The sequence below is a fragment of the Streptomyces sp. bgisy159 genome (assembly GCF_965341775.1).
GTDB lineage: Bacteria > Actinomycetota > Actinomycetes > Streptomycetales > Streptomycetaceae > Streptomyces.
The window spans coordinates 1-23,580 of the sequence record NZ_CBDQZH010000023.1; the positions used below are offsets into that span (position 1 = coordinate 1).

A 23,580-nucleotide genomic window follows, 5' to 3' on the forward strand; every position below is an offset into this window, starting at 1 on the left:
AAGCGTGGGGCCGAACAGGACGTTGTCGGTGTGCAGGTCTTGGCAGTACGCCGGGGAATTGGTCTTGCCCATGATGACGGCGCCTTGGTGGCGGAGCCGGGCGACGGCGTCGGCGTCGTGTGCGGGAACGTGATCGGCGAGGTCCTCGGCACCGCTGGTGGTGCGCAGGCCGGCCGTCTCGAAGCTGTCCTTGATCGTGAGGGGAAGGCCGTCGAGGATGCCGGTGCTCTCGTTGCGGGCGCGGCGTTCGTCGGCTGCGTGTGCGACGGCTCGGGCCGTGCTGTCGTCGCGGGTGACGACGGCGTTGATCTGGCTGGCGTCGATCTGCGCCAGGTGGAGGTCGAGCAGTTCGCGGCTGGAGATCTCGCGGCGATCCAGGGCCTGGAGCTGGACGTGGGCGGGCTGGTGGGTGAGGTCGGTCGTCATGCGGAGACCTGCTCAAGGTGGGGGGCTCGTGCGGGCTGGCGGGGCAGGTGGCGCGCTACGTCGAGGAGAGCGTCGATGTCGTCCATGGGCCTGCTGGTCTGGCGTTCGGAGTCGGCGAACTCGGTGAGCTGGTCGGACTCCGGGCGGGTACCGGCGGCCCGGGCGGCGATTCCGGCGAGGATCTGGTCGGCGGTGACGGCCGCGGACAGCTCTTCTCCGTGAAGCCCTCGGGCCCGGTGGCGGGCTTCGCTGGCCTCGCGGACTGCGGCATCAAGGTACTGACGGATCACGAACCGTCCGTCTCTGATCTCGACTGCTCGGCGGTAGAGCCGGATCGAGATGCTACGGAAGCGGCGCCTCTGGGCCGGGTCAACTCGGTCGATCGGCAGTGCGATCTCGGGCGCCTCGCTGTAGAACGCCAGCCACAGGGGGCGTAGGCCGTAGTAGCTGCGGTATTGCTTGATCCGGTACTGGAGGCTCTGAGCCTGATCGTTGATGGTGGGCACTAGCCAGCCGATGAGCGTGAGCATGGCGCCGACATCGCCGCAGGTCCACGCGAAGCCCTCCCAGTCTGCGAGCGACGTGTTGAAGGCGCCGGCGATCACGTTGCCGATGCGGACAGCGCTGTATCCGAGCGTGACAGTGGCCCCTAGGGCGACGATGCGCAGGCCGACGCGGACGGACCCGCGTGTGCTGCGGTGGGCCAGGCGCCAGCATGCGCGGGCGAGGGACAGTTCACCGATGGTGTAGGCCGTGACGTACAGGGTGAGATACGCGGCGTACCAGCCATCATGCGCGTAGTACAGCGTGAAGTTGATCGGTCGCGGCGCGTTCGGCGTCAGCAGGACAAACAGCACCAGCAGCCCTGCGATCACAGCGAAGCAGGCGGCTAGCCACCCCCGTGCCCTCCTCCGGGCAACTTCGGGGGGTGATCCCCAGTAGGTGAGGACGATCTGCTGGCAGGCGAGCAGCGCGACCACGCACCCCATCGCCAGGGGTACGGACAGGTTCACCACACCCAGGACATGGTCGAGGTACTGCCACATCAGTGTGATGGAGAACAGGAACGACAGCCCTGACAGCAAGAAGACGGCGGCCAGCGCGGTGAAGGCGGGGTCTCGGCGGCGGGTCGGCACGTCCCGCAGCAAGCAGAGGAAGCCGAGCGTGGCGACGACGAGGCTGATCGGGTGGAGCAGGTCCTTCACGGCCGGGCCACCCGTCGGCGCAGCAGCGTGTGCGTGACCCGGTCCTGCACTTCGTCTCCGGAGGACTCGTCGCTTCGCAGCCACCGGTCGATGATCCGGCGCTGGATCAACGAGGCGAGGAGCTCGGTGTCCCGCTCCTCGTCCTCGTCGTACTTGGTACGGCCCAGCATCATCTCGACGGTGGCCGAGCCCACCCTGGTGAAGATGGTTGAGGAGAGCGCGGACGCCGGGCGGTTCTCATGGTGGCCGAGCAGCAGGTGGCTGAACTCGTGGGCGATGATGTGGTCCTGGTGCAGGGAGCTGGTCCGCGGGTCGTAGTACACGTGGAAGGCACTCTCCGTGACGGCGCATGCCCCGCACACGGAGGGCGCCTGCTCACGGGCCTCCAGGACCACCTTCCGTCCCGTGCGGCGTGAGACCTCGTCGCTGAGGTCGCGGATATTGGTGACATGCGGGAGCTGCAGCTCGGCCAAGAGGTCAGGCCGGCGCAGCCTACGTGCGGACCACATTGCTTTCCTTGATCACTTACTGAACGCGGCCGTTTTACGAGCCAGTTGAGGGCGGCAACCCCTCGGATTTTCGTACGCTCTCGACGATTCCCAGGACGGCATCCTTTCCGTCTGCGGAAACGTCAGACAGGCGAAGGAGAACGTTTTTGATCTTCGTGTCGCGAAGCAGTGCGAGCAACTCAAGTTCCTGCACGGTCTTTTCGGCGACGCCGTCGTCGAACCAGTACGCGGGGTCCACACCGAAAAACCCTGCTAGCGCTTCGAGGTGACGCTTCGTCGGGTTATCTCGCTGCCCAGTCCGCAGGAGCCAGAGGTACTGGGCCGACAGTTTGCCCAGTCCGCGCTTCTCCATGAGTTCGGCCACCTCGGCGTTACTGAAGGGGCCGCGGTCCGGCGGGTGCACTGTGTCGAACAGGCGGTTTAGGCGGTCCATGAGCCCCCTGGGGCTCACCTGGCCTTCGGTCGAGTCTTTCATGATCCTTTCCTGGGTGGACTTCGTCGTCACTTCAAGCACCCTACCCCGCGATAAACGTGAGTTGACGAGCTGATCCACTGTATGGAAAGTTCTTCCTCACCAGCACGTTTCCGTGTGACGCGTACCGCCTGTTTCAGGTCGGCCTGTCCGTTTCTACCGGCAGGAGTATGCCGGGTGGCGGCAGAAGTCCTGATCTGGAAGTCCCGGGTTCTCCCGGTCGGTGAGGTCGAGGATACGGATATCCTCGCCCGCCTTCACGTGGTGCCGGTAGTAGTACTCGAATTCGAACCGAAGGTAGTCCGAGAGCGGGCGGGTCACGACGTGCACCCTGCCGACTCTCTTTCCTTCCGAGGCCCACTGCCGGACCTCATCCATCCAGGCCGATGTGTAATCGTCCGGCGACTTCTCCCCGGCGAGGAATCGCTTCAACTTCTCCGCTTCCTGGGGCATGGTGTAGACGGGCAGCGTCTCCAGCCTCCACGCCTCACGCTCCATGGAATCGAAGCAGTCGTTCCAGGCGTCACCATCCAAGTGCACGGAACGCCTCCCTGAGAACCGCCTCCGGGATTTCCACAAGCCCTTCCCCGGCGGGCGGGGTGAAGGCGTCGGACACGTCACCCTGCACCACGAACGACCCCGCGGCCGTGCGGTACACGTTCGGGCAGTCCTTCTCTCCGCACTCGCCGTTGCCATTGCCCGTGAGCCGGGTGAGTGCCGAACGCTCGGACATGCCAAACCCCCTTGCTCTGGCCCCGATTGGGCCGCCCGCCCATGACGTTAGAGGGGGCGGGGCGCAGCGTCTATGCACGAACACGACTATGCGTGTCCTCGCATAAACCCGTGCGGCCGGAGGGGCGCAGCCGAAGGGGAGGAAGAGGAGCGGCAGGGTGCGGGGGCTGACTGAGGGACCCCGTCCTACCTGCTCCCGGCAGCAGGCCACCCCGGTGCAGGCTGCCTTCAGGGCCGCCTACCACCTCCCGCCCGTGAACGCGGTAGCGGTCGGCACGGACAACCCCGACCACCTGCGAGAGCTGACCAACGCCCAGAGCTTCGCGGTGGACGAGGAGGCCGTCCGCCACTACCGCAGCCTCGTGCGCAACCGCCGTCAGGAGTGAAGCTCGGCGATGAGCCGCGCCGCCTCCTTCCGGGCGGGCTCCAAGCGGGGATCCTGGGGATGGGCGTGCGGCCCTACGACCTTCGCACAGAAGAACAGGGCCATCAGCCGGCCAGACCTGCTCTCCAGGTCTGGCCGACGCTCCGCCCACACTCGTTGGGCCAGGGCGGGGACGGCAAGGGAGTTCCCCCAGAGGGTGGCCGCGTCCAGTCCGCGCGGCGCCATCCCCCAATCCTCCCAATCGAGGATGCAGAACTCGGGCCCGGTCACGTTCGCCCACGTCAGATCCGCATGTGCCGGCGTCCACTCATCCACGGTGGCGTCTACTTCGGGGAAGACTGCTCGGATCGTCCCAGTCACCAGTTCCTGGGTGGCCGTCTCGGTGTCCGGAGTGGCGATGCGGTGCGTGCGCTGCGCGGCGAGTGCGTCCAGCGAAGCATTGAGCGCCGCCCACCAGCCGTCCGACAGTTGAGGATCCTCGATCACCAGGGCGGCTTGCCCTACGGGCGGGGCGGTGACCAGCGCCATTTCGTCTGCCCGCCACATCACCGGTTCGCCCCGCTCGCGCCACGCCAGCCCCGCGTACCACTTCGGCATAGACACTCCATGCAAGACCGCTGCGGCCTCGGTGCCGTTCCAGCCCTGTGCTCCGATCCGGTCGAAGCTGCGCCGCTCAACCCTCACCCAGGTTCCGCGGTCCGTCTGCGCCCCAACCGAGCGCCGCTTGCACAGCACGGTGTCACGGAGCAATTGCATCTGAAGGGACCGCTCCACGTGTTCGAGAACGTCATCAACCGACTCAACGCGCAAGTCCACGGCCCGTGCACCAGGCGAAGAGAGCGTCATCTGGACTCCTTGGGCTCTCGCTGTGGGGTCCTGGCGACCTGCCGTCAGGTGAAAGCATCCGTAAGTTGATTAATGTAGTGGGTGATGTGCGGCATCCTGTGCGGCAGTTGATCGAGCGGGAAGAGGCGGAGCGCCTGGCATTCGCCAAGGACGAGGTCGGTTGCGGCAACTTCCCCCCTCTACGGAGCGAGGAACAGCTGCGGCGGGATGATCTGCGGCAGGAGGGACCGCGGCTGCCCGCGAGACGCTGGATTAGACGGGCGTGTGCTGTGCTGTACGGCGCGGTCTGGTTGAGCGGATCCATCCGGCGACGGGTGTCCACTGCGTGTACCTGGCAGGGGACGCAACGAACAATGATGCGGTTGAAGAGCGGCTTGGGTGGCGAAGAATGCGGCGGGCCTGTAGGTTCTCGATTTCAGTGTCAGGCGCCGACCCTGTGACCTGGATATTTCCCTTGAGTCTCACGTTGTGTCGGCAGGCGGCTGTCTCAGATCGGTGTCATTTCCTCAGGCTGTCCAGCAGGCTGCAACGCGGCCCGGGGCGTCACGAACCTGCATCGGCAACCATCCGTTCCACCCACTCACACACCTTCGTTGCACACGAACGTCCCGAGCGTCGTCGCTGACAAGCGCCTGCGGGACTACGGACGGGTTGATCAGCCCATAATTGGAGTCAGTGCCGAGCGACCCGGCGCATCGCACCCGCCCCGGGTGCACTCACCGCGATCGGAGAGCATCGTGAAGAACAGCGCGTTGTGGCGAGTGGTTGACAACGAGAGTGGTACCCAGTCCATCGTCAGCTCGCCCTCCGAGGCGGTCGCGTTCGTCAACAGCCGGTTCGACACCGATGACGACGACGAGCCGTTCAGCATCACCGAGGTCGGTCCTCTCCTTCCGAAGCCGCTCGGGGTCATCACTGCATGGGCTGCCGAGAAGGACGGCGAGCGAACCGACGGGCGTACTGCCCCGATCACCATCAGGCCGGTTGTGACGGACAACGCCAGCGAGTGCGATGACGTCGTGCTCTGGGGCGATGTGTACGTCTCCTGGGACCACGACATGTACACCGTCGAGGAGCCGGACAGCTCCGAGTACAGCGAGGCTTACAGCGCAGCCGAGTTGAGCGCGATCCTCGACGAGTACGCCGATGACTACGAGTACGCGCCTGAAGGGCCTGAAGGGCCCGACAGCCACAGGTGGCCGAAACCGGAAGAGTTGATCACCTACGGCGCCCAGGAGTGCGCCAAGCGGTTCGGGCACCTCGACGACGACGCCCTGCTGTGGCTCGCTGCCACCCGCATCACGCTCGCCGTGTGGCGCAACACACCCGTCGAGAACTGGCATGCCGGGAAGAGTCCGCTGCACGACGGCACAATGATGCGGATCAACGCGGCAACCACCCGACTCGTGCGCTCGATGCTGTCGTTCGACCATGTCGACTGGATCGGTCTCGGTCTCGCGATCGTCAACCCGTCCCGGGTTCTACCGACCGGGCAGTCTGTGCTCGAGCTCGGGCTGGCCTGCCACAACCCTGACGACCCGGCACACGAGGATGATCCGCGCGTAGAACTCGCGGAGATGGCACAGGTCGCGATCTCATGGGGGCGAAGGTACTGCCTTAGCGAGAAGGAGTTCGGTCTGCGAACCCTGGTCGAATCCTTGTGCGCGTTCGACAACGGCTGGTTCGGAGCACCGAGTTGGGGGCGCATCGTCGATCGGTTCCTTACGGCCGTCGACGACCGGGAGAATGCCCACTGGCGCATACACCGGGACAAGCCTTGGTTCGACGAGTGGTTCACCAACCGGCCGGCCGACATTGCGGACACCACGGAATTTCGTCGGCTGCTCCTTGCCGGGCCCGACCTGCTGTCCGAGGAGGCCGCCGAATGGTGCGTGGATGGCGCCATCGGCTACGTCTGTCAGGACGACCACGCAAACGGCTGCCCGCTGTGCGGTATCCCGCTGGCAACGGAGTCCTCAAACGAGTGACGGCAGTGGCCAGCGATTCTCAATCCCGTGTCAGTTCGGCCAGTCACATGACATCGCGACTGAGAAAATGACACGGGATCTGAGAACCTACAGGGCCGCTTCATGTCCGTCGACACGATCTACCCGCCGATGCTGGCAGCACTGGAGGAAGACGTATGACCGAGCAAACGGCACAAGAGCGACCGGGCATCGCAGCCGCGATCGTGGTCCAGGACGGCGCCGTGCTCATGGTTCGTCGCCGGGTCGCGGAAGGTCAACTGTCGTGGCAGTTCCCTGCGGGCGAGATCGAGGCGACGGAGACCCCTGAACAAGCAGCCGTGCGAGAGACGAGCGAAGAGGTCGGCATGGAGGTGACCGCTCTCAAGGTCCTCGGAGAACGGGTTCACCCCAAGACTGGCCGGAAGATGACCTACGTGGCCTGTGTCGTAGAGTCCGGCGCTCCTTACGTCGCGGACGAGGATGAACTGGCTGAGGTGGCATGGGTCCGGCATGCCCAGATTCCCGCGTACGTGCCATACGGCCTCTTCGACGCGGTGCAGGTATATCTCGACGCCGCACTGAGCCGGTAACACCTCGGTGCGTCCTGCGGACGGAGGACGAGGCAGCGTCGGGTAATCAGACCGCCCTCCCGACGAGCTAAAGAACTGGTCGTGGACACTGAAATCGGCCTGATCTGCCTGCGGTTGGTTAGCGTGGCGTCGCCATTGCCTCGTCGACCAAGTGTTCACTCATGGAGTGCCAGGGCTTCAGGTTGTACAACTCTCGTACCACCTTCGTGTCACCCCGGACCGCGCTCGGCGGCCGACGTCTCATCTGTGTGCGTCCGGTGGCGTAAGACGCTGCCGCCATGGGTGGTCCGGCACGGTTACCGCGATAGCGTTCGCCAACCAAATGCGTTGAGGTTCGCCGAGCAGCGGCAGTACCGCTTCGAAGTCTGTCTCATCCTTCTCCCGCGTCGCCTTCGCCTTGTAGTAGAGCTGCACCTCGGGCGCCAGGTAGGGGATGCCAGTCCCGCTTCTTCGTCCCAACCGCTCGATCGGAAGCCGGATCCGTGGGGTACGCCGAGAGACCCAATGGGTGCCCTCCGCCTCGTCCAGCATGAGCTGCACGGACCAGGGTGCCTCAGGCGTGCGTCGGCACCAGATGTCGTGGAGGGGCGGCTGAAGAGTCTCCCCAGAACGCCACGGGCGCAGCCGCCCCATGCCAGGTGGGTCCGCCACGTACAGGTCCCAGTCGGTCAAGAGACCGCGCACGCGAGCTTGGTCCCGTCGGAGGACGAGGACATCGAGATCGCCGTGCGGGCGTAGCTCACGGCCGACGGCGAGTTCGATCGCGTACCCGCCAGCGATCCACCACGGGAAGTCGGCCGCAGCGAACATGACAGCTATATCTTCGGGACGAGCCGGCACCCAGCGCCCCACTCCCTCAATACTCACCTGTCCATGCTCTCAGTGAACGCGACCCCTGAGGGGAAACCCGACGCTAGGCCAGCCATACACAGAGGCCAGCTATGGGGTGAGCCGGTTCGGTCCGCGGAAGAGGAAGGTGGCCTCGCGGATCGACTCCAGTCCGAGCAAGACCATGAGTACGCGTCCAAGGCCCATGCCCAGCCCGCCGTGCGGTGGGCACCCGTACCGGAACGCGTTCAGGTAGTCCTGCATCGGCTCCGGACTCACGCCCTTCTCGGCGGCTTGCTTCAGCAGCACGTCATAGCGGTGCTCGCGCTGGGCGCCGGTGGTGATCTCCAGCCCCTTCCACAGCAGGTCGAAGCTCAGGGTCACGCTCGGGTCGTCGGCCGGCCGCATGTGGTAGAAGGGCCGGATGCCTACGGGGTAGTGGGTGATGAACACGAATTCGTGGCCGGTGGCCTGTTGGATGTGGGCGCTGATGCTCCGCTCGCCTTCCGGGTCCAGGTCCTCCTTGGTTCCTTCCGAGTCCCAGCCGCCCTTGCGCAGGATGTCGTGCGCCTCGGCCATGGTGATGCGGGGGAAGGGCGTCGTGGGGACGGTGATCTCCACGCCGAACTGCTCCCGGACCGCATCGCCGTGTGCACCGACGACCTTGGCGATGGCGTGGGCGAGCATCTGCTCCTCGAACGCCATAACGTCCTCGACGCCGTCAATCCAGGCCAGCTCGACGTCGACGCCGGTGAACTCGGTGGCGTGCCGGGAGGTGAACGACGGCTCTGCACGGAAGACGGGGCCGATCTCGAAGACCTTCTCGATTCCGGCCGAGATCGCCATCTGCTTGTAGAACTGCGGCGACTGGGCTAGATAGGCGCTGCGATCGAAGTAGCCGAGTTCGAAGACCTCCGCGCCAGACTCCGAGGCGGTGCCCATGAGCTTGGGGGTGTGCATCTCCGTGGCGCCCTGGGCATAGGCGTACTCGCGCATCCCCTGCTCAAGGGTGGTCTGCACGGCGAACATCAGCTGAGCGGCGGAACGGCGGCGTACGTCCAAGAACCGCCAGTCCAGGCGGTGCTCCAGGCCCGTCTGCTCGTCGATGGGCAGCGGTGTCGCGGCCCGGTTCAGGACCTCGACCCGCTCCGGGATGATCTCCAGGCTGTGGAGCTTCACGATCGGGTTCTCGGCGACGCGGCCGGTGATCCGCACCGCGGACTCCGGCGTGAGCTGCTGCAGGGCGGCCTCGATGTCGTCGCCTGCGCCGCCGCGCCGGTGGGTGACCTGCACCATGCCTGTGTGGTCGCGTACGACGACGAACTGGACCTTACTCAGCAGGCGCAGAGTGTGCGCCCAGCCCGACACGGAAACGGTTCGACCCAAGTGCTCGCGCAGGTCGGATACCAGTACACGATCGGTCGTATGGATCATCGCAGCCCTCCAGGGCGTCATGGTGATCCCTTGGGGGCGCGGGCGAGAAGGGGACTCGCGGTTCCACCACGCCTTCACCACCACTCGACAGTGGCGGCCTCATTCGTGGCCGGTAACGGGGCCAGCCGGCGGGGCATAGGACCACATGGCCGTTCCTCCCCGCACTCAGGAGGGTCTTCGCCCTGGGGCGCGAGTCTGCCTTCCCAGCTGCCAGCAGCTCTCTCGGCTCGCGTGATCCCGGGCTACTCGTCTCCGTCATCGCGTTGCGACGGAGGATAGCGAGCCGGGCCTCGAGACGACAGCGAGATTTCTGCGTAGATCATGATCGTGCCAGTGGGCAGGTTCGGAAGCAGGTGCGGCCACCCGACGATCAACGGCGCCAGGAAGGAGGAGGTGCAGTCGCACTGATGATGACGCTACCCGGGGCGCAGCCTACGAGGCTCAGTCAGCGAATGCACGGACACGGATCCGCGTGACAATTTCGTGGCGCCGGGAAACACAGCTCCCCCATCCTGACGGAATGCCCGACATCATCACCTCGCGCCTTCAGTACAACGCCACAGCGGTACGCCCAGACTGGAAGGACCTCCCACAAGACGTTCGCCAGCTCATCACCCGACGCCTCGGAGGCTCGGTACATGCCGGGCGCAGCGCAGGGAGCGGATTTACCAGCGGCTTCGCCGCTGTACTCCGCGGGGCCTTCGGACCTCTGTTCGTCAAGGCGGTCAAGAGCCTGGACAACAGCGTGGTGGCCGACTCCTACCGCAGGGAAGCGTTGATCAACCAGGCGCTCCCGGCAGAGATTCCGGCGCCACGCCTGCAGTGGATTGAGGAGCACGACGGATGGGTCGTTCTCGGCATCGACGCTGTCCCCGGTGGCCGCATGCCCACCACACCGTGGAAGCCTGATGAGCTAACGGCCACTCTCGACGCGTACAGGATCACAGCAGAGGCACTCTCCACCCCACCCACAGCACTCCAGCATGTGGGCCTCAAGCCGGTGGGTGACGGCGGTGACTTCGCCGACTGGCGCAACCTCGCCCGCGGCGCCACGCCCACGAACGCCCTGCCTTCCTGGGTACCACTCGACCTACTGGACGTGCTGGCCAGCCTGGAAAGCGGATGGCGGGAGGCCGTCGCAGGCAATGCCGTCCTCCACCACGACCTACGACAGGACAACGTGCTGATCGATGCGTACGGCGCCGCGTGGATCTGCGACTGGAACTGGCCCTGCCTGGGTGCAAGCTGGTTCGACCTCGTCCTGCTCCTGGCCACCGCCTACGCCGACGGACACGACGCCACCGCCCTGTTCACCCAGCACCCCACCGCCCGCGGAGTCGCCGACGAACAACTCGATGCGGCGCTCGCCGCTCTCTCCGGTTTCTTCCTCACCTCCGGCGGACAGCCCGCAGCAGACTGGTCACCGCATCTTCGCCAGCACCAGACGTGGTGTGGAGAGGTCACACTGCGATGGCTGGCCAACCGGCGTGGTTGGGCACTCTGACCTGGGGCCCACCCGTTCAGTGTTCGACAGACAGCCCGCTCAGCTCAGGCCGAGGGCGGTGCTGTCAGGACGCCGCTCGGGATCCACTTGTGCAACACGTCGGGTACTTCCACCGTGCCGTCGGCCCGCTGGTGCTGCTCCAGTAGCGCGGGCACAAGCCTGCTCGTGGCCAGACCTGAGCCGTTCAGCGTGTGGACGAACGTCGACTTCCCCTGTTGGGGCCGGTAGCGGATGTTGCCACGCCTCGCCTGGTAATCGCGGGCATTCGACACCGAGCTGACCTCGACGTACGCCTCGATGCTCGGCAGCCACACCTCGACGTCGTACGTCTTGGCCATCGCTGCGCTGGTGTCGCCGGCCGCGAGTTGCGTGATCCGGTAGTGCAGGCCCAGTCCCTTTACCAAGTCCTCCGCTCTGCCGAGAAGCTCCTCGTGTGCGGCGTCCGAGGCGTCAGGGCGGGTGAACTCGAACAGCTCGACCTTGTTGAACTGGTGACCGCGCAGGGTCCCCCGCTCAGCCGTGCGATAGCCGCCGGCCTCCTTGCGATAGCACGGCGTGTACGCGACGTACTTCCGAGGCAGCTCCGACTCGGGCAGCGTCTCGTCCCGGTGCAGATTGACCAACGCTGTCTCCGCGGTCGGTAGCAGGAACCGCTCCGGACCGTGCTCCCCCTGCTCCAAGGCGAAGACCTCCTCCGCAAACTTGGGGAACTGGCCCGCCGTGTACCCGGCCGCGAAGGTCAGGATGTGCGGTGGCAACACGAACTCATAGCCGTCCCGCACATGAGCCTCCAGGAAGTGGTTCAGCAGCGCCCACTCCAGGAGCGCGCCGTCACCCCGGTAGATCCAGAAGCCGCTGCCGCCGAGCTTCGTGCCCCGCTCATAGTCGACCAAGCCCAGAGTTCGAGCGAGCTCCACATGGTCCCTGGGCGTGAAACCGAACTCCGGACGCTGGCCGGCTTCACGAATGACCTCGTTGTTCTCCTTGCCCCCGGCCAGCACGTCCGCGTCGGGTAGGTTCGGCAGCGGATCAAGGAAGACCTGACGCGCCTGCTCCAGTTCGATGAGCCGCGCCCCGACGGCGGTCAGCTGCTCGCCCACGGCCGATGCTTCACCGTGCAGACTTGCCACGCCCTCGCCAACCCACTGCCGTTTCGCGATCTCGCCCGAGATCCTCTTGCGCTCCCCACGGAGGCGTTCCATCTCAGCCCGCACCTGTCGGTAGTCGTCGTCCAGTCGAAGAAACTCGTCGAGGTCGACGTGGACCGCCCGCTTGGCTAGCGCCTGCTGGACACGGACTGGGTTCTGGCGAATCAGGGTGACATCGATCATCCTGCCGTGCTCCGTTCGATCAGTCATCATGACGTGATCCCTTGGGAGCGCGGGCGAGAAGGGGCAACTCGCGGTGCCACCGCGCCTTCGCCACCAGCAGATGGTGGCCTCATTCACGACCCGGTCACGGGGGTCAACCGGCGGGGCATTGGACCTTCCCTAAGGCCGTTCCTCCCCGCACTCGGGAGGGGATTCACCTGGGGCGCGAGGCTGCCTTCCCAGCTGCCAGCAGCTCTCTCGGCTCGCGTGATCCCTAGCTACTCGTCTCCGTCAACGCGTTGCCCGGAAGGATACGTACGCGGCGATCAGGTCCGCAATCGAGAATCGCTTCAGCGGCTCCCGCAGCGTCCAGGCTTCCCCTTTGCTCACGGCCACGGATGCCCAAGACCTCCTCGCCGTTGCTGCCATATCCTCCCCAGGTGGCAACGACCAAGGTTGACTGGGCGTACGAACTGGCTGGTGAGCTGCTGAGTCGCAGCCTCCCGCGCCGGTGGGCACACTCGCAGGGCGTTGTCGCTTGCGCCCAGACGCTGGCGCCGCTGGCCGGTAACAGCGCGGAGGTGCTGGAAGCGGCTGCGGTGCTGCATGACATCGGCTACGCGCCCCCGCTCGTCTCTACGGGATTCCATCCGCTGGACGGAGCACGGTATCTCCGGGACGTGCACGGGGCGGAGGGACGGGTTGTCCGCCTGGTCGCGAACCACTCGTATGCGCTGCTCGAAGCCGCGGAGCGTGGCCTCCGGACTGAGCTGGCCGACGAGTTCCCCCTCCTGGATGATCCGCTCCTCGTGAACGCGCTGGTCTACTGCGACATGACCACGACGCCGGACGGCCGACGGACGACGCCCCATGAGCGGCTGCAGGAGATCTTGGGCCGCTACGGCGAGGACAGCGTGGTCGGGCGTTTCATCCGCCAGGCCGCCCCGCACATCCACGCGAGTGCGGATCGGGTGCGGGCGGCTGCGGTCGAGGCCGGCGTGGAGCTGTAAGTCCGAGCAGTCAGCCGAGGTAGGGGTAAGCCCCGGTCAGGTAGTGGCCGATCTGCTCGTGCATGCTCGGGTGGATGTCGAGCTTGTCCAGGTCGTCCGGGTGAACCCAGCGCACGCCGTCGGCCTCCTCATTGACGGTGGGGTTCCCCCCTACGGGGCGGCCGATGTACACGGCCTCGTACTGCTGCCGGATCTCGCCGTCGGTGTACTCGATGATGTGCTCCGGGTTGGAGTAGACGCCGAGGAAGCCGGTGACCGCCGCGACGATGCCGGTCTCCTCCTCGCACTCGCGGACGGCGCACTGCGCCGGGCTCTCGCCGATGTCCTGGGCTCCTCCGGGCAGGGCCCACTGGCCGGTGTCGCGGCGTCGCTGGAGAAGGATGGCGCCTTCGTCGTTGACCACGAGCAGGTTGCTGGCGGGGATAAGGGTGTTGGCCTTGGGGGCCTTGGGGTCGTGGTAGTACTCGGTCCTGCCCACGGCAGTGCTACTCCTGTCTGTCGGGCGCCCAGGGGCGCGCGGATGCCCACACGGCCTCGAAGCTGTCGCCGTACCGCTGGAACCACTCCCCGCCGTCTATGTTGCGGAGCTGGAGTAGCGGGTTGGCGCTGGCCGGCTGGCCCCAGATGCGCGGGTTGACCATGAGGTGGTCGTCGTAAGGGTGAACATGGACGAACGATGGCACTCCGGTCTGACAATCGGGGCGAGATCGTGGAACGCATCGTCTGGGCAGGCAAGATGGCACTGCTGGTGGGGATTACGGGTTCTGTCGCCGCTGTCGTCACATACTGCCGTCACGGTCCGAACCCCTCAGCGCACCGGCAAACACAGCAGCATGAAGCCCGCCCTTCCCGAAATCGGGGAGGCCGGGCTTCATGCGTCGAATGAAGGACGGACACCGGCGTTCAGCCAGCCGGGGCGCGCAGGAGCCGGTCCCGCGTGCTCGCCGGCAGCACCCGGCGCAGGACCGGTGCGGTCGAGCTGAGCGAGGCGGCGAACGCGGCGACCAGGTCGTGCGGGACGCTGGCTGCGAAGGACGCCGCCCACAGGCACTGCGTGCCCAGCGCGGGCTCGGCCCATGCCTGCCATCCGGCCGGTCCCGCAGCGTCGGCCTCGGCGACCAGGGTGCGCGGGTCGGCGTCCTGGATGAGCGGCGGCACCTCGCCAAGGCTGATGTGCGAGGTGAACGTCGGGTCCGTCGCTGCCGCCTGGGGCTGGTCGATGTCGCGGAGCCAGCCGTGTGCGGCGACGGTGTCGAGGACCAGCTCGGGGCCGGCGAGCGGCAGGGCGGGCTGGTCGCGGGCGTCGAGCGCGACGAGGAAGTCGGTCACGGCCTCGCCGGGGACGTCGGGGGTGAAGTAGGCCGACCACTGGGCGAGCGGGTTGTTCGTGTCCGCACGGGCGGAGATCTGCCAGGCGATCGGCAAGTCGCCCAGGTGGAACGGCTCGTCCGCCAGGCTCCACTGCGCCCAGCAGCGCGCGTCGGGGCTGATGTGCAGGACGGTGCTGCGCAGGACCTGGCGGTCCTCGGGTGCTTCGTCCGGCTCGTGCCGTCCACGGACGATCGTCAGGCTCGTCCAGCCCAGGCCGGCGAGCGTGTCGGCGACGGTGTCGTAGAGGCGCCCATCGTCACCGGCCAGGTGCCGGGGGCCGACCCAGAACGCGAGCTGGCCGCCGCGTGGAGTGGACGGGTTGGGCGGGAATTCGGGGTACAGGGGCGCCTCCAAAGGGCTCGGTGCGGGTCTAGTTGCCGCCGGCACGGCGGCGGGGGCGGCGCGGCGGTGCCTGCGTGTCGCCCTGCCAGGTCAGAGCGACGGCGACCTCGGGCGGCAGATGGCCGAGCTGTGAGCCCTCGTCTCGGTCTTCGGCGAGGTAGACGACGGTTTGGCCGGTCTCGTCCACGGACTGCACGACTTGCGCCAAGCGGTGTGCCATCGGAAAGAACGGGTTCATGGCCTGGCGGACGGGAGCACTGCGGTCGCAACCAGACAGCAGGTCGATGAGATCGCCGACGGTCATCTCCGTGGACGTCATGAACGGCCTCCTTGGGTGAGGAAAACGGTGAGCGGTGGAATCAGCCGGCGGCCTGGCAGTCAGCCGGCCACCCTCCCAGCGAGGACTACGCGTGGGGCACTGTCATACGCGACGTGAGGTTTCCAGCACGCGCGCCACGGCGGCAGCGACGATGTCGGCCGGCGTCTCGGTGTCGAACGACAGCTGGTAGCCGGGTACGTTGGCCGTGCCGGTGACGGCGATCTTCCATCCCTCGCCGTCGGTGCCGGGACGACCGAGCGGGAACCAGCCGAGGTAGAACCGGCCGTCCTTGGAGCTGACGTGTACGTCCGCACGGTCGTCCACGATGAGGTTGAAGTCCTCCGCGGAGAACTGGTCCATGACGAGCGTGGGCTGGCCAGGACCCAGCTGCCACTCGCGCAGCCGCAGGGCTTCGACGGTGGTGGAGAATCCAGGGCCGGCGGGAGCCACGGTCACGGGTAATCACCTCTCTGACCTGGGGTTTCTTGCAAGGTCGTCTACGTTGACATGCTCCCGCGCAGGTTGGCCAGTCTTTCTGTGATCTTTCCTGTCTGCCCCCGGCGAACTGTCGTCCTTGGACAGTGAAGCCAGTCGCCCTGGCATCTGATCCAGGCGCTTGACAGCGAACCAAGTCGTGGGGGCTTCCCACACCGCCACGGGCCCGAGGAAGTCAGCGGGAACGTCGCGATGCGGGTCTCTTGTCAGCGGCACCTCCTACACTCCGCAGATGCGACAGCCCAGGATGATGAGCTGCCTGGCCGTGGCCCTCCAGGCCATCAGGGCTGATGGGCATGGCGTCTGCCAGGCGCCTGCATGTCCCACAGGTCGCCGACAGCACGCGCCGGCAGAGCTTTCACGAGGACGGTCTCCGGTGCGGATGTCGGAGAGGGTTCCATTACCGTCCTTGTCTAACAGGGGGATTAAAGCTGTGCCTTCCGCTACTGGCTTGACCGACCTGCGCGAGCAGTGGATCCAGAAGATCTGCGCGGGGATTGCCACCTCTGTCGGTCGCCACCACCCGTTGCTGGATCCGGCGCGGATCGTCGGTAACCCGAGTGACCTGGATCTATTGCGTGCCCTCCTGATCCTGCGGATCGCCGTCTTGGACGCGCGTGGCCGGTCCACCGCGCACATCACGGGACTGCTGGCAAAGCACCCGGTCTTCGCCGATCCCAAGCCTGACACGGATCAACTCACCAGCCTGGTCGAGCATGTCCGCCGGCACGTGGAGCGCGACGGCCTTGTCGGTTCCGTCCTGCTGTTCGGCCTCGGACTGCGCGCTGCGGATCCAGAGAGCACGTATGCCCTCCTCCTGGACCACTGGTCACGTCGGTCGTCCCGCGCGGCAACCGCCGCCCAAGTGGCCAGGGAACTGGCCCGGCACTGGGGCGTGGAGGCTCGCACCGGAGAGGCTCTGGTGCCTCTCTCAGTCATATCTCTTGATGCGTACTCCGACACCATCTGGTCCAGGCTGGAAGCGGAACGCGACGCTCATGTGCGGCATGCCGCCTCAGTTGCCTTGATCAGGAAGGGCAACGACGCTCATCGCCTGTGGCTGGCGCAGTTTCCCGCCGACGAGGCCAGGCACCTATGGAAGTTGGGCGCAGATGTGGCCTACTGCACCGCGGCCAAGGAGCACCTTCGAGAGGTAAGTCGACAGCTCCGGAAGAATCACGCTCTGCGGCCAGTGATCGCCCGAGCCTTGAAACTGGTCAACGAGCAGCTAGAGATGCTCGGCGAGGCGATCGGCTGCCTGAGCGACACAGAGCGCGACATGCTGCGGGCACGCACCCATCAGGAGCGCTTCCAGGACGCCTGCATTCAGACCTTCCTGAACCACTCCCTCGACTTCCGGCAGTCGTACCCAGGCAGTTCCTGTGTTCCTGATGCCGAAGCGGTACATGGCACCTTCGGCCCTCTGCCCTGGTGGAACATCATCGTCCGAACCGCAGCAGAGGCGGAGGCTGCCCTCGCCGCATTCACAGAGGGGGTGCTGCCCCTCGGTTTCGAGCGGGATCCCGAACATCGGAACCGCCTTCTACTCATCTGCCGTAAGCCCAGGACGGAGTCCCCGGGCATGCACGCCCACTTCGTCTTCGACCTGGACAACCCAGGCCACGCCTGCGAGCTGCTCCTCATCGCGAAGCGTGCCGGCGTCCCTATCGACCTCTATGCCCAAGCACACAACGAGTACGACGAAATCGAGTCCACCCACCTAGGCACTGTGTACGCACACATCGGTCCGGAGCTCGCCAGTCTGATCACGGAAGCCGCCACCAATGCACTGGCCCGATCCCTGCCAGACTTCCGTAACCGCAACTACGACGAACATGAGGGGATCGAACCGCTCGAAGAAGCGTTGCGCTGTCTGTCCCGCGCTGAGGTGGAGCACTTCTTCTCGGGACGCCGCATCACCGTCTCATCCCGTCACAACCTCGAAGGTGGGATCGAAGTACTGTCGTCCGACCCGCCAGTCACGCTCTCCGGATTCTCCAGGGGCACCAAGAGGCACCAGAAAACCGGCAGCTCACGGAAGACGGGCAACGGGACTCCTCTGCCCTCTCCTCGGACCACTGGGTTCGTGTACGTCCAGCGGAACCCTGCCTTCCCGGACATGCTCAAGATCGGCTACACAGACCTGCTCGCGGAGGACCGAGCCAAGAACCTGTCGGGCACATCGGTCCCCTTCCCCTTCGACGTGCTCTTCAGGGCCCACACATCCCGGCCCAAAGACGTCGAACAGGCTGTCCACCGCCTCCTCACCGCCCAACGCGTTAACGCAAGCAAGGAGTTTTTCCGCGTCTCCCTTGACACGGCCATCGAGGCGATCCGCCGGTGCCAGAGGGAGGTAACCGGTATCAACAGCTGGGAGCCGATCCCTGCGCTTCATCGCCTGCCCGCGAATGACCGAGTCGTCCTGCCACTGAGGGCAGGGCAGTTGTTCGTGCTCACCGCGTACCCCCATCTGCTCAGCTCGTCCGCTGAGGTTCTCGACATCTGGATGGCCCACGCGGACGGCGACCTCCTGGAGATCCACTCCACGCATGACCCCGGGCACGTGGCCGGAATCAGCGACAACGATCCCGGCGCTTACGAGGACCCCGTTCCCTTCCTCGACAGAGACGGAACCGTGCGGAACGGCATGCTCCATGGCAGGGAGCGCCTGGTAGCCGGCGACCGGCTGATCTGGTTCTCGGACGAGGAGGGGCCGACCGACGCCCGCGGCGTCGTCTTTGAAGCGAACGCGTCCTGCCAGGTCACCTACCGGACATCAGCCCCCCGACGGGGCCCGCTGGGTATTCCTCTCCTGCTGAACGATCCTGACCGGGACCTTCCTGATGCTATGGGGGCACTCGTCAAGGATGTCCTCGCACTGCGCCCACCGCGCACCTGGGCTCCCCGGAACCCTCAAGAAGAGGACGGCTGGGCGGTAGCAGCCACGGATCCGCAGCCGCCCGAGCACTGGCTCCCTCAACTCGAACGACGGCGAAACGACGTGCGCCGGGACCGACCCTGAGTACCGTGCGGTATGGGGGCCAGCTCGACGTGTCCATGTCCGGCGCCAAGACTGAATTACCAGCCGGATCGATTGCGCCGCGGCTCCGTAGACGGCTCGATACCCGGCTCCGGGAGCGGTCTGAGCACATGCCAGAGTGAACCGCATGATCCCCGCGCACATCCCCGACGAGCCGCCGCTGACCTACCCCGACAGCTTCGACATACCAGTCCTGTTCCGAAACGGACCCGCGAAGAAGCCTCGGCGGCAGTGGCGGACGGCCAAGCACAAGGCGTGGGCGGGATCGGACGGGTTCCCGGCGGCCGACGGCTGGTACGCCCCGACCACCACGTGGCGGGAGATCATCAAGGCTGCCACCGAAGTCGGCCGCGACGTCACCCCGCACCTGCAGAACCAGCCGCGCTACGCACACGGGGAACTGGTCGCTCGGGTCTCTCCGCTGTACGCCTACCTTGGCGCGCACGTCGTCGAGCCCCGTCACCCTGTGCCTGGGGCCAAGGGCCGGCGCCTGACCTGGAACCCGGTGTACGCGCACGGCACCGAGCGCAGCGCGAAGAACGCCGCCGGCTACCGGCTGGGCATGACGATGACCGAGTGGGCCTGCCGTTCGTTGCTGGGCCTCGGCCAGACCGAGCACCTCGAACTCGGCGGGCCCATCCCCGCTCTGTACGACACGTTCAAGGACCCGAAGAAGAAGCTGCCCGACCTGTGGGGGCGCCACGAGGCAGAGGAGAGGTACTGGCTGATCGAGGCCAAGGGTGGCGACGTCGGCCTGGGCACGCTCCGCAAAGGGTGGGCGCAGCTGGCGGCCGGCAGCAAGATCCTCGGCGCGTATGCGCACCGCACCGTCCTGGTCGGAGCGTCCGTACGTCCCGGTGACGATCTCTTCCTCACCATCGACCACGACCTACACCCTGGCCAGCCGCCCCTCAGCCCTGATGGGTCTGGCATCGACGAGGAGGCGGCGGGCGCGGGCAACCTGGAAGACCGCCTCGGCGACAGCGACGACGCGCTCATCGGCGCGGCCCGCGCCCAGATGCTCACCTACCTCGCCTTGCGCTCCGCTCCCGTCTCGCAACTGCGCACCGTGCCCGTGCCCGCAGACCGCACTTCTCGCCGTCGGCGCACCGGACTCACCACGCCCCTGGAGCACGACGGCCTCACCCTCGCCATGCGGGCCGATGCCCGCGGAGCAGCGCTCCAAGCCGAGCAGCACACCTTGCGCGCCGGTATCCGCTCCATAGGGCTCGACGACTTCCTCACCTGCCGCATCCCCGGAACCGAAGTGCACCTCGGCATGTCCCGGAAGCTCTTCGCCGCCTGCGAGCGCCTCCATGAGGAAGACCTCGCCATCGCCCGGCGCACTCCAGGACTGCGCGCCGAGGACGAGCCGAGCGGTGACCAAGAGCTCAGCGACGAAGCCCAGGAAGAACAGCGGCTCACCCAGCGGCGGATCTTCCGCGAGCAGCAGGAGGAAGCCCGCCCCCGGCTGCGCCTCCTGCTCCGCGACGCCTACGAGCGGGGTGCGACGAGCGACTGGAGCAGCCTGCTGCGCCGATCCCAGGAGCCGGCACTCGACCTGGAAGGCGACGAGAGCCTCCTCGAAGCGGCGACACCAGAGACCTACCTGGCGGTCAGCCGCTACGACCTGCCCCCGGCACGCGCCTAAATCTCCACATCAGCCGATACCAAGCGTTCGGGGGTGCGCCAAGGAGCGGCTCCCCTTGCCGGCATGACAGGCGGCAGCTGGCGCCTGGCGGTTGGAGCACCGAACGCACAGAGACGATTCGCTGATCTTGGGGCGCGGCCGACAGTCGTAGGCGGGAACTGATCACCGGCCGCTGGTCCTCATCGGCACCCCCAAGGGCGGTCCGAAGCGTCAAGGGCATCACGGGCCGCTGGTGTGGCGGGAAGTTCCCTACCGATTGTGCGTCCGTGAGCGCCGACTGAGCGTCAGCGTGCGTGGTGCTCAGGTGCTCACGCGCCCGCCCCTCAGTTTCCAAGGTGGATCACGACTGCGTGGCGGAACGGCAGTCTACAGAACCGCCGGCTGCACTCTGTTGGTCCTGGCGGACACACAACTCAAGCAGCGTCGCGAGGCGCAGATGGGGCCTCCTCCGGATGGCGCCGCCTCCCATCCGGGCGAAGGAAGTATCGCGTGCGCCGCCCGTCTCGCTCCCGTGTGAGGTAGCCGACTTGTTCCAGGTCCTCGATGATGCTCTGAACGGTGCGGTTCGGCGTCGATAGACGCAGCAGGCCCCCGGATTCGCTTCACGGGGGCCTGCGGCGGTGGTTGATGTTCGGCTAGTTGGTCTTGCTGTTGTCGTCGGGCTCGGACTCGGTCGTCGTACGACGGCGGACGGCGAGCAGGGTGACGACGCCCGCGATGACGAGGATCCCCGCGCCTGCGGCGATCCAAGGCGTGGCGTCGGCACCGGTGTGGGCGAGGGAGCCTGCCGGGGTCGGCGGCAAGGAGTCGCCGTCCGGGGCCATGGCTGCGGTGGACGAGGAGTCAGCATCCGCTGTGCCGGTGTCCGGCGCTGAGGGCTTGACCCCGCCGGTCCCGTCGCCCGGCGTGTCCGCAGGAGTCGGGGTGCCGGTGGGCTTGGACGTAGGCTTGTCCGAGGGGTGGGGCTTCGGGCTGGTGGCGGCTTTGGTGTTGGTAACGGTCACCGTCACCGGAGCGCCGGGGCCCGCGGTGAATGTCTTGGACGGCTTGTAGCGGTCGTATCCGGCGGGTGCCTTGACCTGCTTGACCCAGAACTCCATGTTGCGGCTCGACACCGGCAGCGCCCCTGAGGCCGTGCCCTTGTCCCCGGTCGTCAGGGTGAGCAGCGTCGATGTGCCGGTGCCGATGTTCACCGTTGCGCCGGGCAGGAGCTTGCCGGTCTTGTCGTCCTTGGCCTGCAGGAGAACCTTGGCGGCCTTGAATGGTTCGGTGATCGTCAGTCGCGTGGTGGCGCCAGGCGTGATGATGACGTCCTGGTCGGCGACAACCTCGTGGAGCGGGCTGTTGGAGGCGGTCTCCTTGAGTCGGTAGATGCCCGGGGCGAGGTCGGGGAAGGTCAGCTTGCCCTGCGCGTCGGTTGTCCCGTGTCCGGCCTCCTGGCCAGCTGAGTTGAGCAGCAGGAACGCGGCGCCGGGGAGCCCATCGCCGGCCGTGTCCCTGGTGGTGATCTCGACGCTGCCCGCGTCCGGGGCCGGTGTGTCGGCAACGGTGGCCGACGCGGAGGGGGTCGGTTCGGAGGGTTGGGCGTTCGCGGCCGGCGCCCAGGTGAGGGTGCCGGTCACTGCGGCGACGACTGCGGCGGATCGGACGGCGCCACGGACGAAATGAGCGTGCACGAGGAAGGGGGCTCCTTGATCGGTTGGTGGAAGGTCGGTCACCGCACGGGGATTCAGCGGGTGCGGGCTTGGCTGCGGGTGGCTGGCGGGGCGGGCGCCCGGTGCGCTGCGCGGCTCGCCGCGGGGCTTGGCGTGGTCGCGGCCCAGGCGCCGGGGAACCAGACGGTGGTGTACTGCTCGATGGCGTCGCGCAGCCCGGTGGTGACGGCTCCCTCCCAGGGGGGCCGACCGGGGCGGCGGTTGGTGCTGAACGTGCCGTACTGCTTGGTGTTCGGCCGGGTGTTGTGGGCTTCGTCGCGGCGGTGGAAGGTGCCGTGATCGAGGAAGCTGAGGGAGACCACGTCGATTTCACCGCGGTCCGGGTGGATGACCGCCACACGAAGTCCGCCGTAGGTGTCCGCGTGGATGGTGGCGGTGAAGTCGATCCGCAGCCGCAGCGGTGCGCCCGGGACCGGGGCGGCGAAGTAAGTGGCGCCCACGACGGCGTGGTCGTGGAAGGGGAGGCACAGTTCGGCGAAGAACTCGGCGGCGTGCAGGGACAAGGGGGATCTCCGGTCGGGGACGGGCCGGCGCTATCGGCGCGGGCCGGGCAGGGCCGGTCGGCTGTTGGTGCTCCACCGAGGGACACTCGCAGCCGGCAGCGCGGCCGGCCGGCGAGAGGCAGCCCGCTGCACGTCGAGCGGAGTTGGGGCCTGCGGCTGCGGTGGGATGATGGGGGTGAGCTGGGCCATGCCCTCGATGTAGCTGAGGGTGTCCTGGCGCCACCGGGGAAGCGGAGCCGGATCGGCGACGCACTGGGTGACTGCGGTGAGCAGGGCGACGGGGGTGTCGGTGCTGGCCGTCGCGTACCAGACGGGCCGGTCGATGGATCTTCCCGCCCACAGCTGCCAGCGAGCGTCACGGGTGGTCAGCTCGGCTTCCCGATCGAGGTCCCCGGTGGTGAACTCCAGACCGGCGAGGCCGTCCGGGGCCTGGACGGCGAACACGCCCCAGCGGGGACGGTCGATCTCCCAGCCTTGTTGCAGGAGAGGCACGACGGCGAGGAAGGGATCGTGCTCGTCGGTTCCCGAGACCGGTCTGGCGAGGTAGGCGTCCGGCCCCTGTTCGTAGGCGGTGGCGAGGGCGGTGGTGAACGCCTGGACGAACTCGGTGGGGACGCGGTCGTTGAAACAGACGCCCCATGTCGGCGGGCCAAACTGGTCCTTGTAGGCGTTGATGCGCCAGAGCCCGTCGTCCTCGCCTTCGGGCAGGTAGCCCAGGCGCATGCGCCGGTCGGGAGCGTTGACGTACACGTTGCCGAGGTCGTCGTGCTGGACGTCCCAGCCATGGTCGATGAGCGGGGTGAGGGCGGGGTCGCCGGTGTTGGTGCTGCTGGCGAGATGGCGCGGTGAGACGAAGACGTCTCCGTCAGGCGTGTGAGGGTCGTCGTGGAGGGACACGGGTTCCTGATTGGCGGCGTGGGCGGATG

25 protein-coding genes are annotated in these 23,580 nt (G+C 67.0%); 7 read left to right on the forward strand and 18 right to left on the reverse strand.

All coding sequences use genetic code 11. The features are described from left to right. The 6 genes from ACSLTV_RS21795 to ACSLTV_RS21820 form a co-directional block, all read right to left on the reverse strand. Positions 1–426, reverse strand: a 426-nt coding sequence (locus ACSLTV_RS21795) for an amidase family protein (protein ID WP_435612689.1), incomplete at its 3' end; no start/stop codon positions are given. After that, complete coding sequence (locus tag ACSLTV_RS21800; RefSeq protein WP_435612690.1) at positions 423–1,631, reverse strand: MAB_1171c family putative transporter; 1,209 nt, start codon at positions 1,629–1,631, stop codon at positions 423–425. The genes ACSLTV_RS21795 and ACSLTV_RS21800, both read right to left, overlap by 4 nt. After that, positions 1,628–2,140, reverse strand: a complete 513-nt coding sequence (locus tag ACSLTV_RS21805; RefSeq protein WP_435612691.1) for a hypothetical protein — start codon at positions 2,138–2,140, stop codon at positions 1,628–1,630. The genes ACSLTV_RS21800 and ACSLTV_RS21805 overlap by 4 nt, the downstream gene beginning before the upstream one ends. A gap of 34 nt (positions 2,141–2,174) precedes the next feature. After that, complete coding sequence (locus tag ACSLTV_RS21810) at positions 2,175–2,645, reverse strand: XRE family transcriptional regulator (RefSeq protein ID WP_229840011.1); 471 nt, start codon at positions 2,643–2,645, stop codon at positions 2,175–2,177. A gap of 123 nt (positions 2,646–2,768) precedes the next feature. Further along, entirely contained in the window at positions 2,769–3,152 is a 384-nt protein-coding gene (locus ACSLTV_RS21815; RefSeq protein ID WP_435612692.1) for a DUF6879 family protein, read from the reverse strand. Then, a complete protein-coding gene (locus ACSLTV_RS21820) occupies positions 3,136–3,345 on the reverse strand; it encodes a hypothetical protein (protein ID WP_055493664.1) in 210 nt (69 codons plus the stop codon). Before ACSLTV_RS21820 ends, ACSLTV_RS21815 begins: the two co-directional genes overlap by 17 nt. Before the next feature lie 253 nt (positions 3,346–3,598). On the opposite strand from ACSLTV_RS21820, the gene ACSLTV_RS21825 reads away from it, so the two are divergent. Beyond that, entirely contained in the window at positions 3,599–3,730 is a 132-nt protein-coding gene (locus ACSLTV_RS21825; RefSeq protein WP_435612693.1) for a hypothetical protein, read from the forward strand. Here ACSLTV_RS21825 and ACSLTV_RS21830 read toward each other — a convergent pair. Beyond that, positions 3,721–4,575, reverse strand: coding sequence for a hypothetical protein (locus ACSLTV_RS21830; protein ID WP_435612694.1), 855 nt, complete (start codon positions 4,573–4,575; stop codon positions 3,721–3,723). The genes ACSLTV_RS21825 and ACSLTV_RS21830 overlap by 10 nt on opposite strands. A gap of 737 nt (positions 4,576–5,312) precedes the next feature. Here ACSLTV_RS21830 and ACSLTV_RS21835 point away from each other — a divergent pair. Further along, a complete protein-coding gene (locus ACSLTV_RS21835; RefSeq protein WP_234377037.1) occupies positions 5,313–6,563 on the forward strand; it encodes a hypothetical protein in 1,251 nt (416 codons plus the stop codon). Between the two features lie 155 nt (positions 6,564–6,718). Then, complete coding sequence (locus ACSLTV_RS21840) at positions 6,719–7,132, forward strand: NUDIX hydrolase (RefSeq protein ID WP_435612695.1); 414 nt, start codon at positions 6,719–6,721, stop codon at positions 7,130–7,132. A gap of 240 nt (positions 7,133–7,372) precedes the next feature. On the opposite strand, the gene ACSLTV_RS21845 is transcribed toward ACSLTV_RS21840, so the two are convergent. Both ACSLTV_RS21845 and aspS read right to left on the reverse strand, forming a co-directional pair. After that, a complete protein-coding gene (locus tag ACSLTV_RS21845; protein ID WP_435612696.1) occupies positions 7,373–7,942 on the reverse strand; it encodes a nucleotidyltransferase domain-containing protein in 570 nt (189 codons plus the stop codon). Between the two features lie 129 nt (positions 7,943–8,071). After that, positions 8,072–9,394: an aspartate--tRNA(Asn) ligase gene (gene aspS, locus ACSLTV_RS21850; RefSeq protein WP_435612697.1), complete on the reverse strand. Its 1,323-nt coding sequence runs from the start codon at positions 9,392–9,394 to the stop codon at positions 8,072–8,074. Between the two features lie 520 nt (positions 9,395–9,914). Between aspS and ACSLTV_RS21855 the strand changes: the two genes are divergently transcribed. Next, positions 9,915–10,898 (forward strand): hypothetical protein, encoded by a 984-nt coding sequence (locus ACSLTV_RS21855; protein WP_435612698.1) that lies wholly within the window; start codon positions 9,915–9,917, stop codon positions 10,896–10,898. A 44-nt stretch (positions 10,899–10,942) separates the two neighbouring features. Here the strand turns inward: ACSLTV_RS21855 and serS are convergent, their stop codons facing one another. Then, positions 10,943–12,229 (reverse strand): serine--tRNA ligase, encoded by a 1,287-nt coding sequence (serS, locus tag ACSLTV_RS21860; protein ID WP_435612699.1) that lies wholly within the window; start codon positions 12,227–12,229, stop codon positions 10,943–10,945. 419 nt (positions 12,230–12,648) lie between these two features. On the opposite strand from serS, the gene ACSLTV_RS21865 reads away from it, so the two are divergent. Then, a complete protein-coding gene (locus tag ACSLTV_RS21865; protein WP_435612700.1) occupies positions 12,649–13,218 on the forward strand; it encodes an HD domain-containing protein in 570 nt (189 codons plus the stop codon). Positions 13,219–13,228: 10 nt separating this feature from the next. On the opposite strand, the gene ACSLTV_RS21870 is transcribed toward ACSLTV_RS21865, so the two are convergent. The 5 genes from ACSLTV_RS21870 to ACSLTV_RS21890 all read right to left on the reverse strand — a co-directional run bounded on the left by ACSLTV_RS21870 (position 13,229) and on the right by ACSLTV_RS21890 (position 15,706). Further along, complete coding sequence (locus tag ACSLTV_RS21870) at positions 13,229–13,696, reverse strand: NUDIX hydrolase (RefSeq protein ID WP_435612701.1); 468 nt, start codon at positions 13,694–13,696, stop codon at positions 13,229–13,231. Positions 13,697–13,703: 7 nt separating this feature from the next. Beyond that, on the reverse strand, positions 13,704–13,859 hold the full coding sequence (locus tag ACSLTV_RS21875; RefSeq protein ID WP_435612702.1) for a hypothetical protein: 156 nt from the start codon (positions 13,857–13,859) through the stop codon (positions 13,704–13,706). A gap of 262 nt (positions 13,860–14,121) precedes the next feature. Next, positions 14,122–14,943 carry a DUF317 domain-containing protein gene (locus ACSLTV_RS21880; RefSeq protein WP_006143135.1) on the reverse strand — a complete coding sequence of 274 codons (822 nt, stop codon included), beginning with the start codon at positions 14,941–14,943 and terminating at the stop codon, positions 14,122–14,124. A gap of 16 nt (positions 14,944–14,959) precedes the next feature. Beyond that, a complete protein-coding gene (locus ACSLTV_RS21885; RefSeq protein ID WP_435612703.1) occupies positions 14,960–15,250 on the reverse strand; it encodes a hypothetical protein in 291 nt (96 codons plus the stop codon). Between the two features lie 102 nt (positions 15,251–15,352). After that, positions 15,353–15,706, reverse strand: a complete 354-nt coding sequence (locus tag ACSLTV_RS21890) for a DUF317 domain-containing protein (protein ID WP_435612704.1) — start codon at positions 15,704–15,706, stop codon at positions 15,353–15,355. 490 nt (positions 15,707–16,196) lie between these two features. Here ACSLTV_RS21890 and ACSLTV_RS21895 point away from each other — a divergent pair, with 490 nt between their 5' ends. Then, complete coding sequence (locus ACSLTV_RS21895) at positions 16,197–18,767, forward strand: GIY-YIG nuclease family protein (protein WP_435612705.1); 2,571 nt, start codon at positions 16,197–16,199, stop codon at positions 18,765–18,767. A 145-nt stretch (positions 18,768–18,912) separates the two neighbouring features. Further along, positions 18,913–20,436, forward strand: a complete 1,524-nt coding sequence (locus ACSLTV_RS21900; protein WP_365154796.1) for a gamma-glutamyltransferase — start codon at positions 18,913–18,915, stop codon at positions 20,434–20,436. A 635-nt stretch (positions 20,437–21,071) separates the two neighbouring features. Here the strand turns inward: ACSLTV_RS21900 and ACSLTV_RS21905 are convergent. The 3 genes from ACSLTV_RS21905 to ACSLTV_RS21915 are packed head-to-tail and all read right to left on the reverse strand — an operon-like array spanning position 21,072 to position 23,551. Next, complete coding sequence (locus ACSLTV_RS21905) at positions 21,072–22,112, reverse strand: SpaA isopeptide-forming pilin-related protein (RefSeq protein WP_435612706.1); 1,041 nt, start codon at positions 22,110–22,112, stop codon at positions 21,072–21,074. A 53-nt stretch (positions 22,113–22,165) separates the two neighbouring features. Then, positions 22,166–22,654, reverse strand: coding sequence for a hypothetical protein (locus ACSLTV_RS21910; protein ID WP_435612707.1), 489 nt, complete (start codon positions 22,652–22,654; stop codon positions 22,166–22,168). 30 nt (positions 22,655–22,684) lie between these two features. Next, positions 22,685–23,551, reverse strand: coding sequence for a DUF317 domain-containing protein (locus tag ACSLTV_RS21915; RefSeq protein WP_435612708.1), 867 nt, complete (start codon positions 23,549–23,551; stop codon positions 22,685–22,687). Between the last annotated feature and the right edge of the window lie 29 nt (positions 23,552–23,580).

Bases quoted from the DNA above. Each gene is read 5' to 3' on its own strand.
- ACSLTV_RS21845 (WP_435612696.1), bottom strand. From the start codon at position 7,942: ATGTTCGCTGCGGCCGACTTCCCGTGGTGGATCGCTGGCGGGTACGCG.
- ACSLTV_RS21875 (WP_435612702.1), bottom strand. From the start codon at position 13,859: ATGGTCAACCCGCGCATCTGGGGCCAGCCGGCCAGCGCCAACCCGCTA.
- ACSLTV_RS21900 (WP_365154796.1), top strand. From the start codon at position 18,913: ATGATCCCCGCGCACATCCCCGACGAGCCGCCGCTGACCTACCCCGAC.
- ACSLTV_RS21820 (WP_055493664.1), bottom strand. From the start codon at position 3,345: ATGTCCGAGCGTTCGGCACTCACCCGGCTCACGGGCAATGGCAACGGC.
- ACSLTV_RS21830 (WP_435612694.1), bottom strand. From the start codon at position 4,575: ATGACGCTCTCTTCGCCTGGTGCACGGGCCGTGGACTTGCGCGTTGAG.
- aspS (WP_435612697.1), bottom strand. From the start codon at position 9,394: ATGATCCATACGACCGATCGTGTACTGGTATCCGACCTGCGCGAGCAC.
- serS (WP_435612699.1), bottom strand. From the start codon at position 12,229: ATGATCGATGTCACCCTGATTCGCCAGAACCCAGTCCGTGTCCAGCAG.
- ACSLTV_RS21855 (WP_435612698.1), top strand. From the start codon at position 9,915: ATGCCCGACATCATCACCTCGCGCCTTCAGTACAACGCCACAGCGGTA.
- ACSLTV_RS21885 (WP_435612703.1), bottom strand. From the start codon at position 15,250: ATGACGTCCACGGAGATGACCGTCGGCGATCTCATCGACCTGCTGTCT.
- ACSLTV_RS21840 (WP_435612695.1), top strand. From the start codon at position 6,719: ATGACCGAGCAAACGGCACAAGAGCGACCGGGCATCGCAGCCGCGATC.
- ACSLTV_RS21805 (WP_435612691.1), bottom strand. From the start codon at position 2,140: ATGTGGTCCGCACGTAGGCTGCGCCGGCCTGACCTCTTGGCCGAGCTG.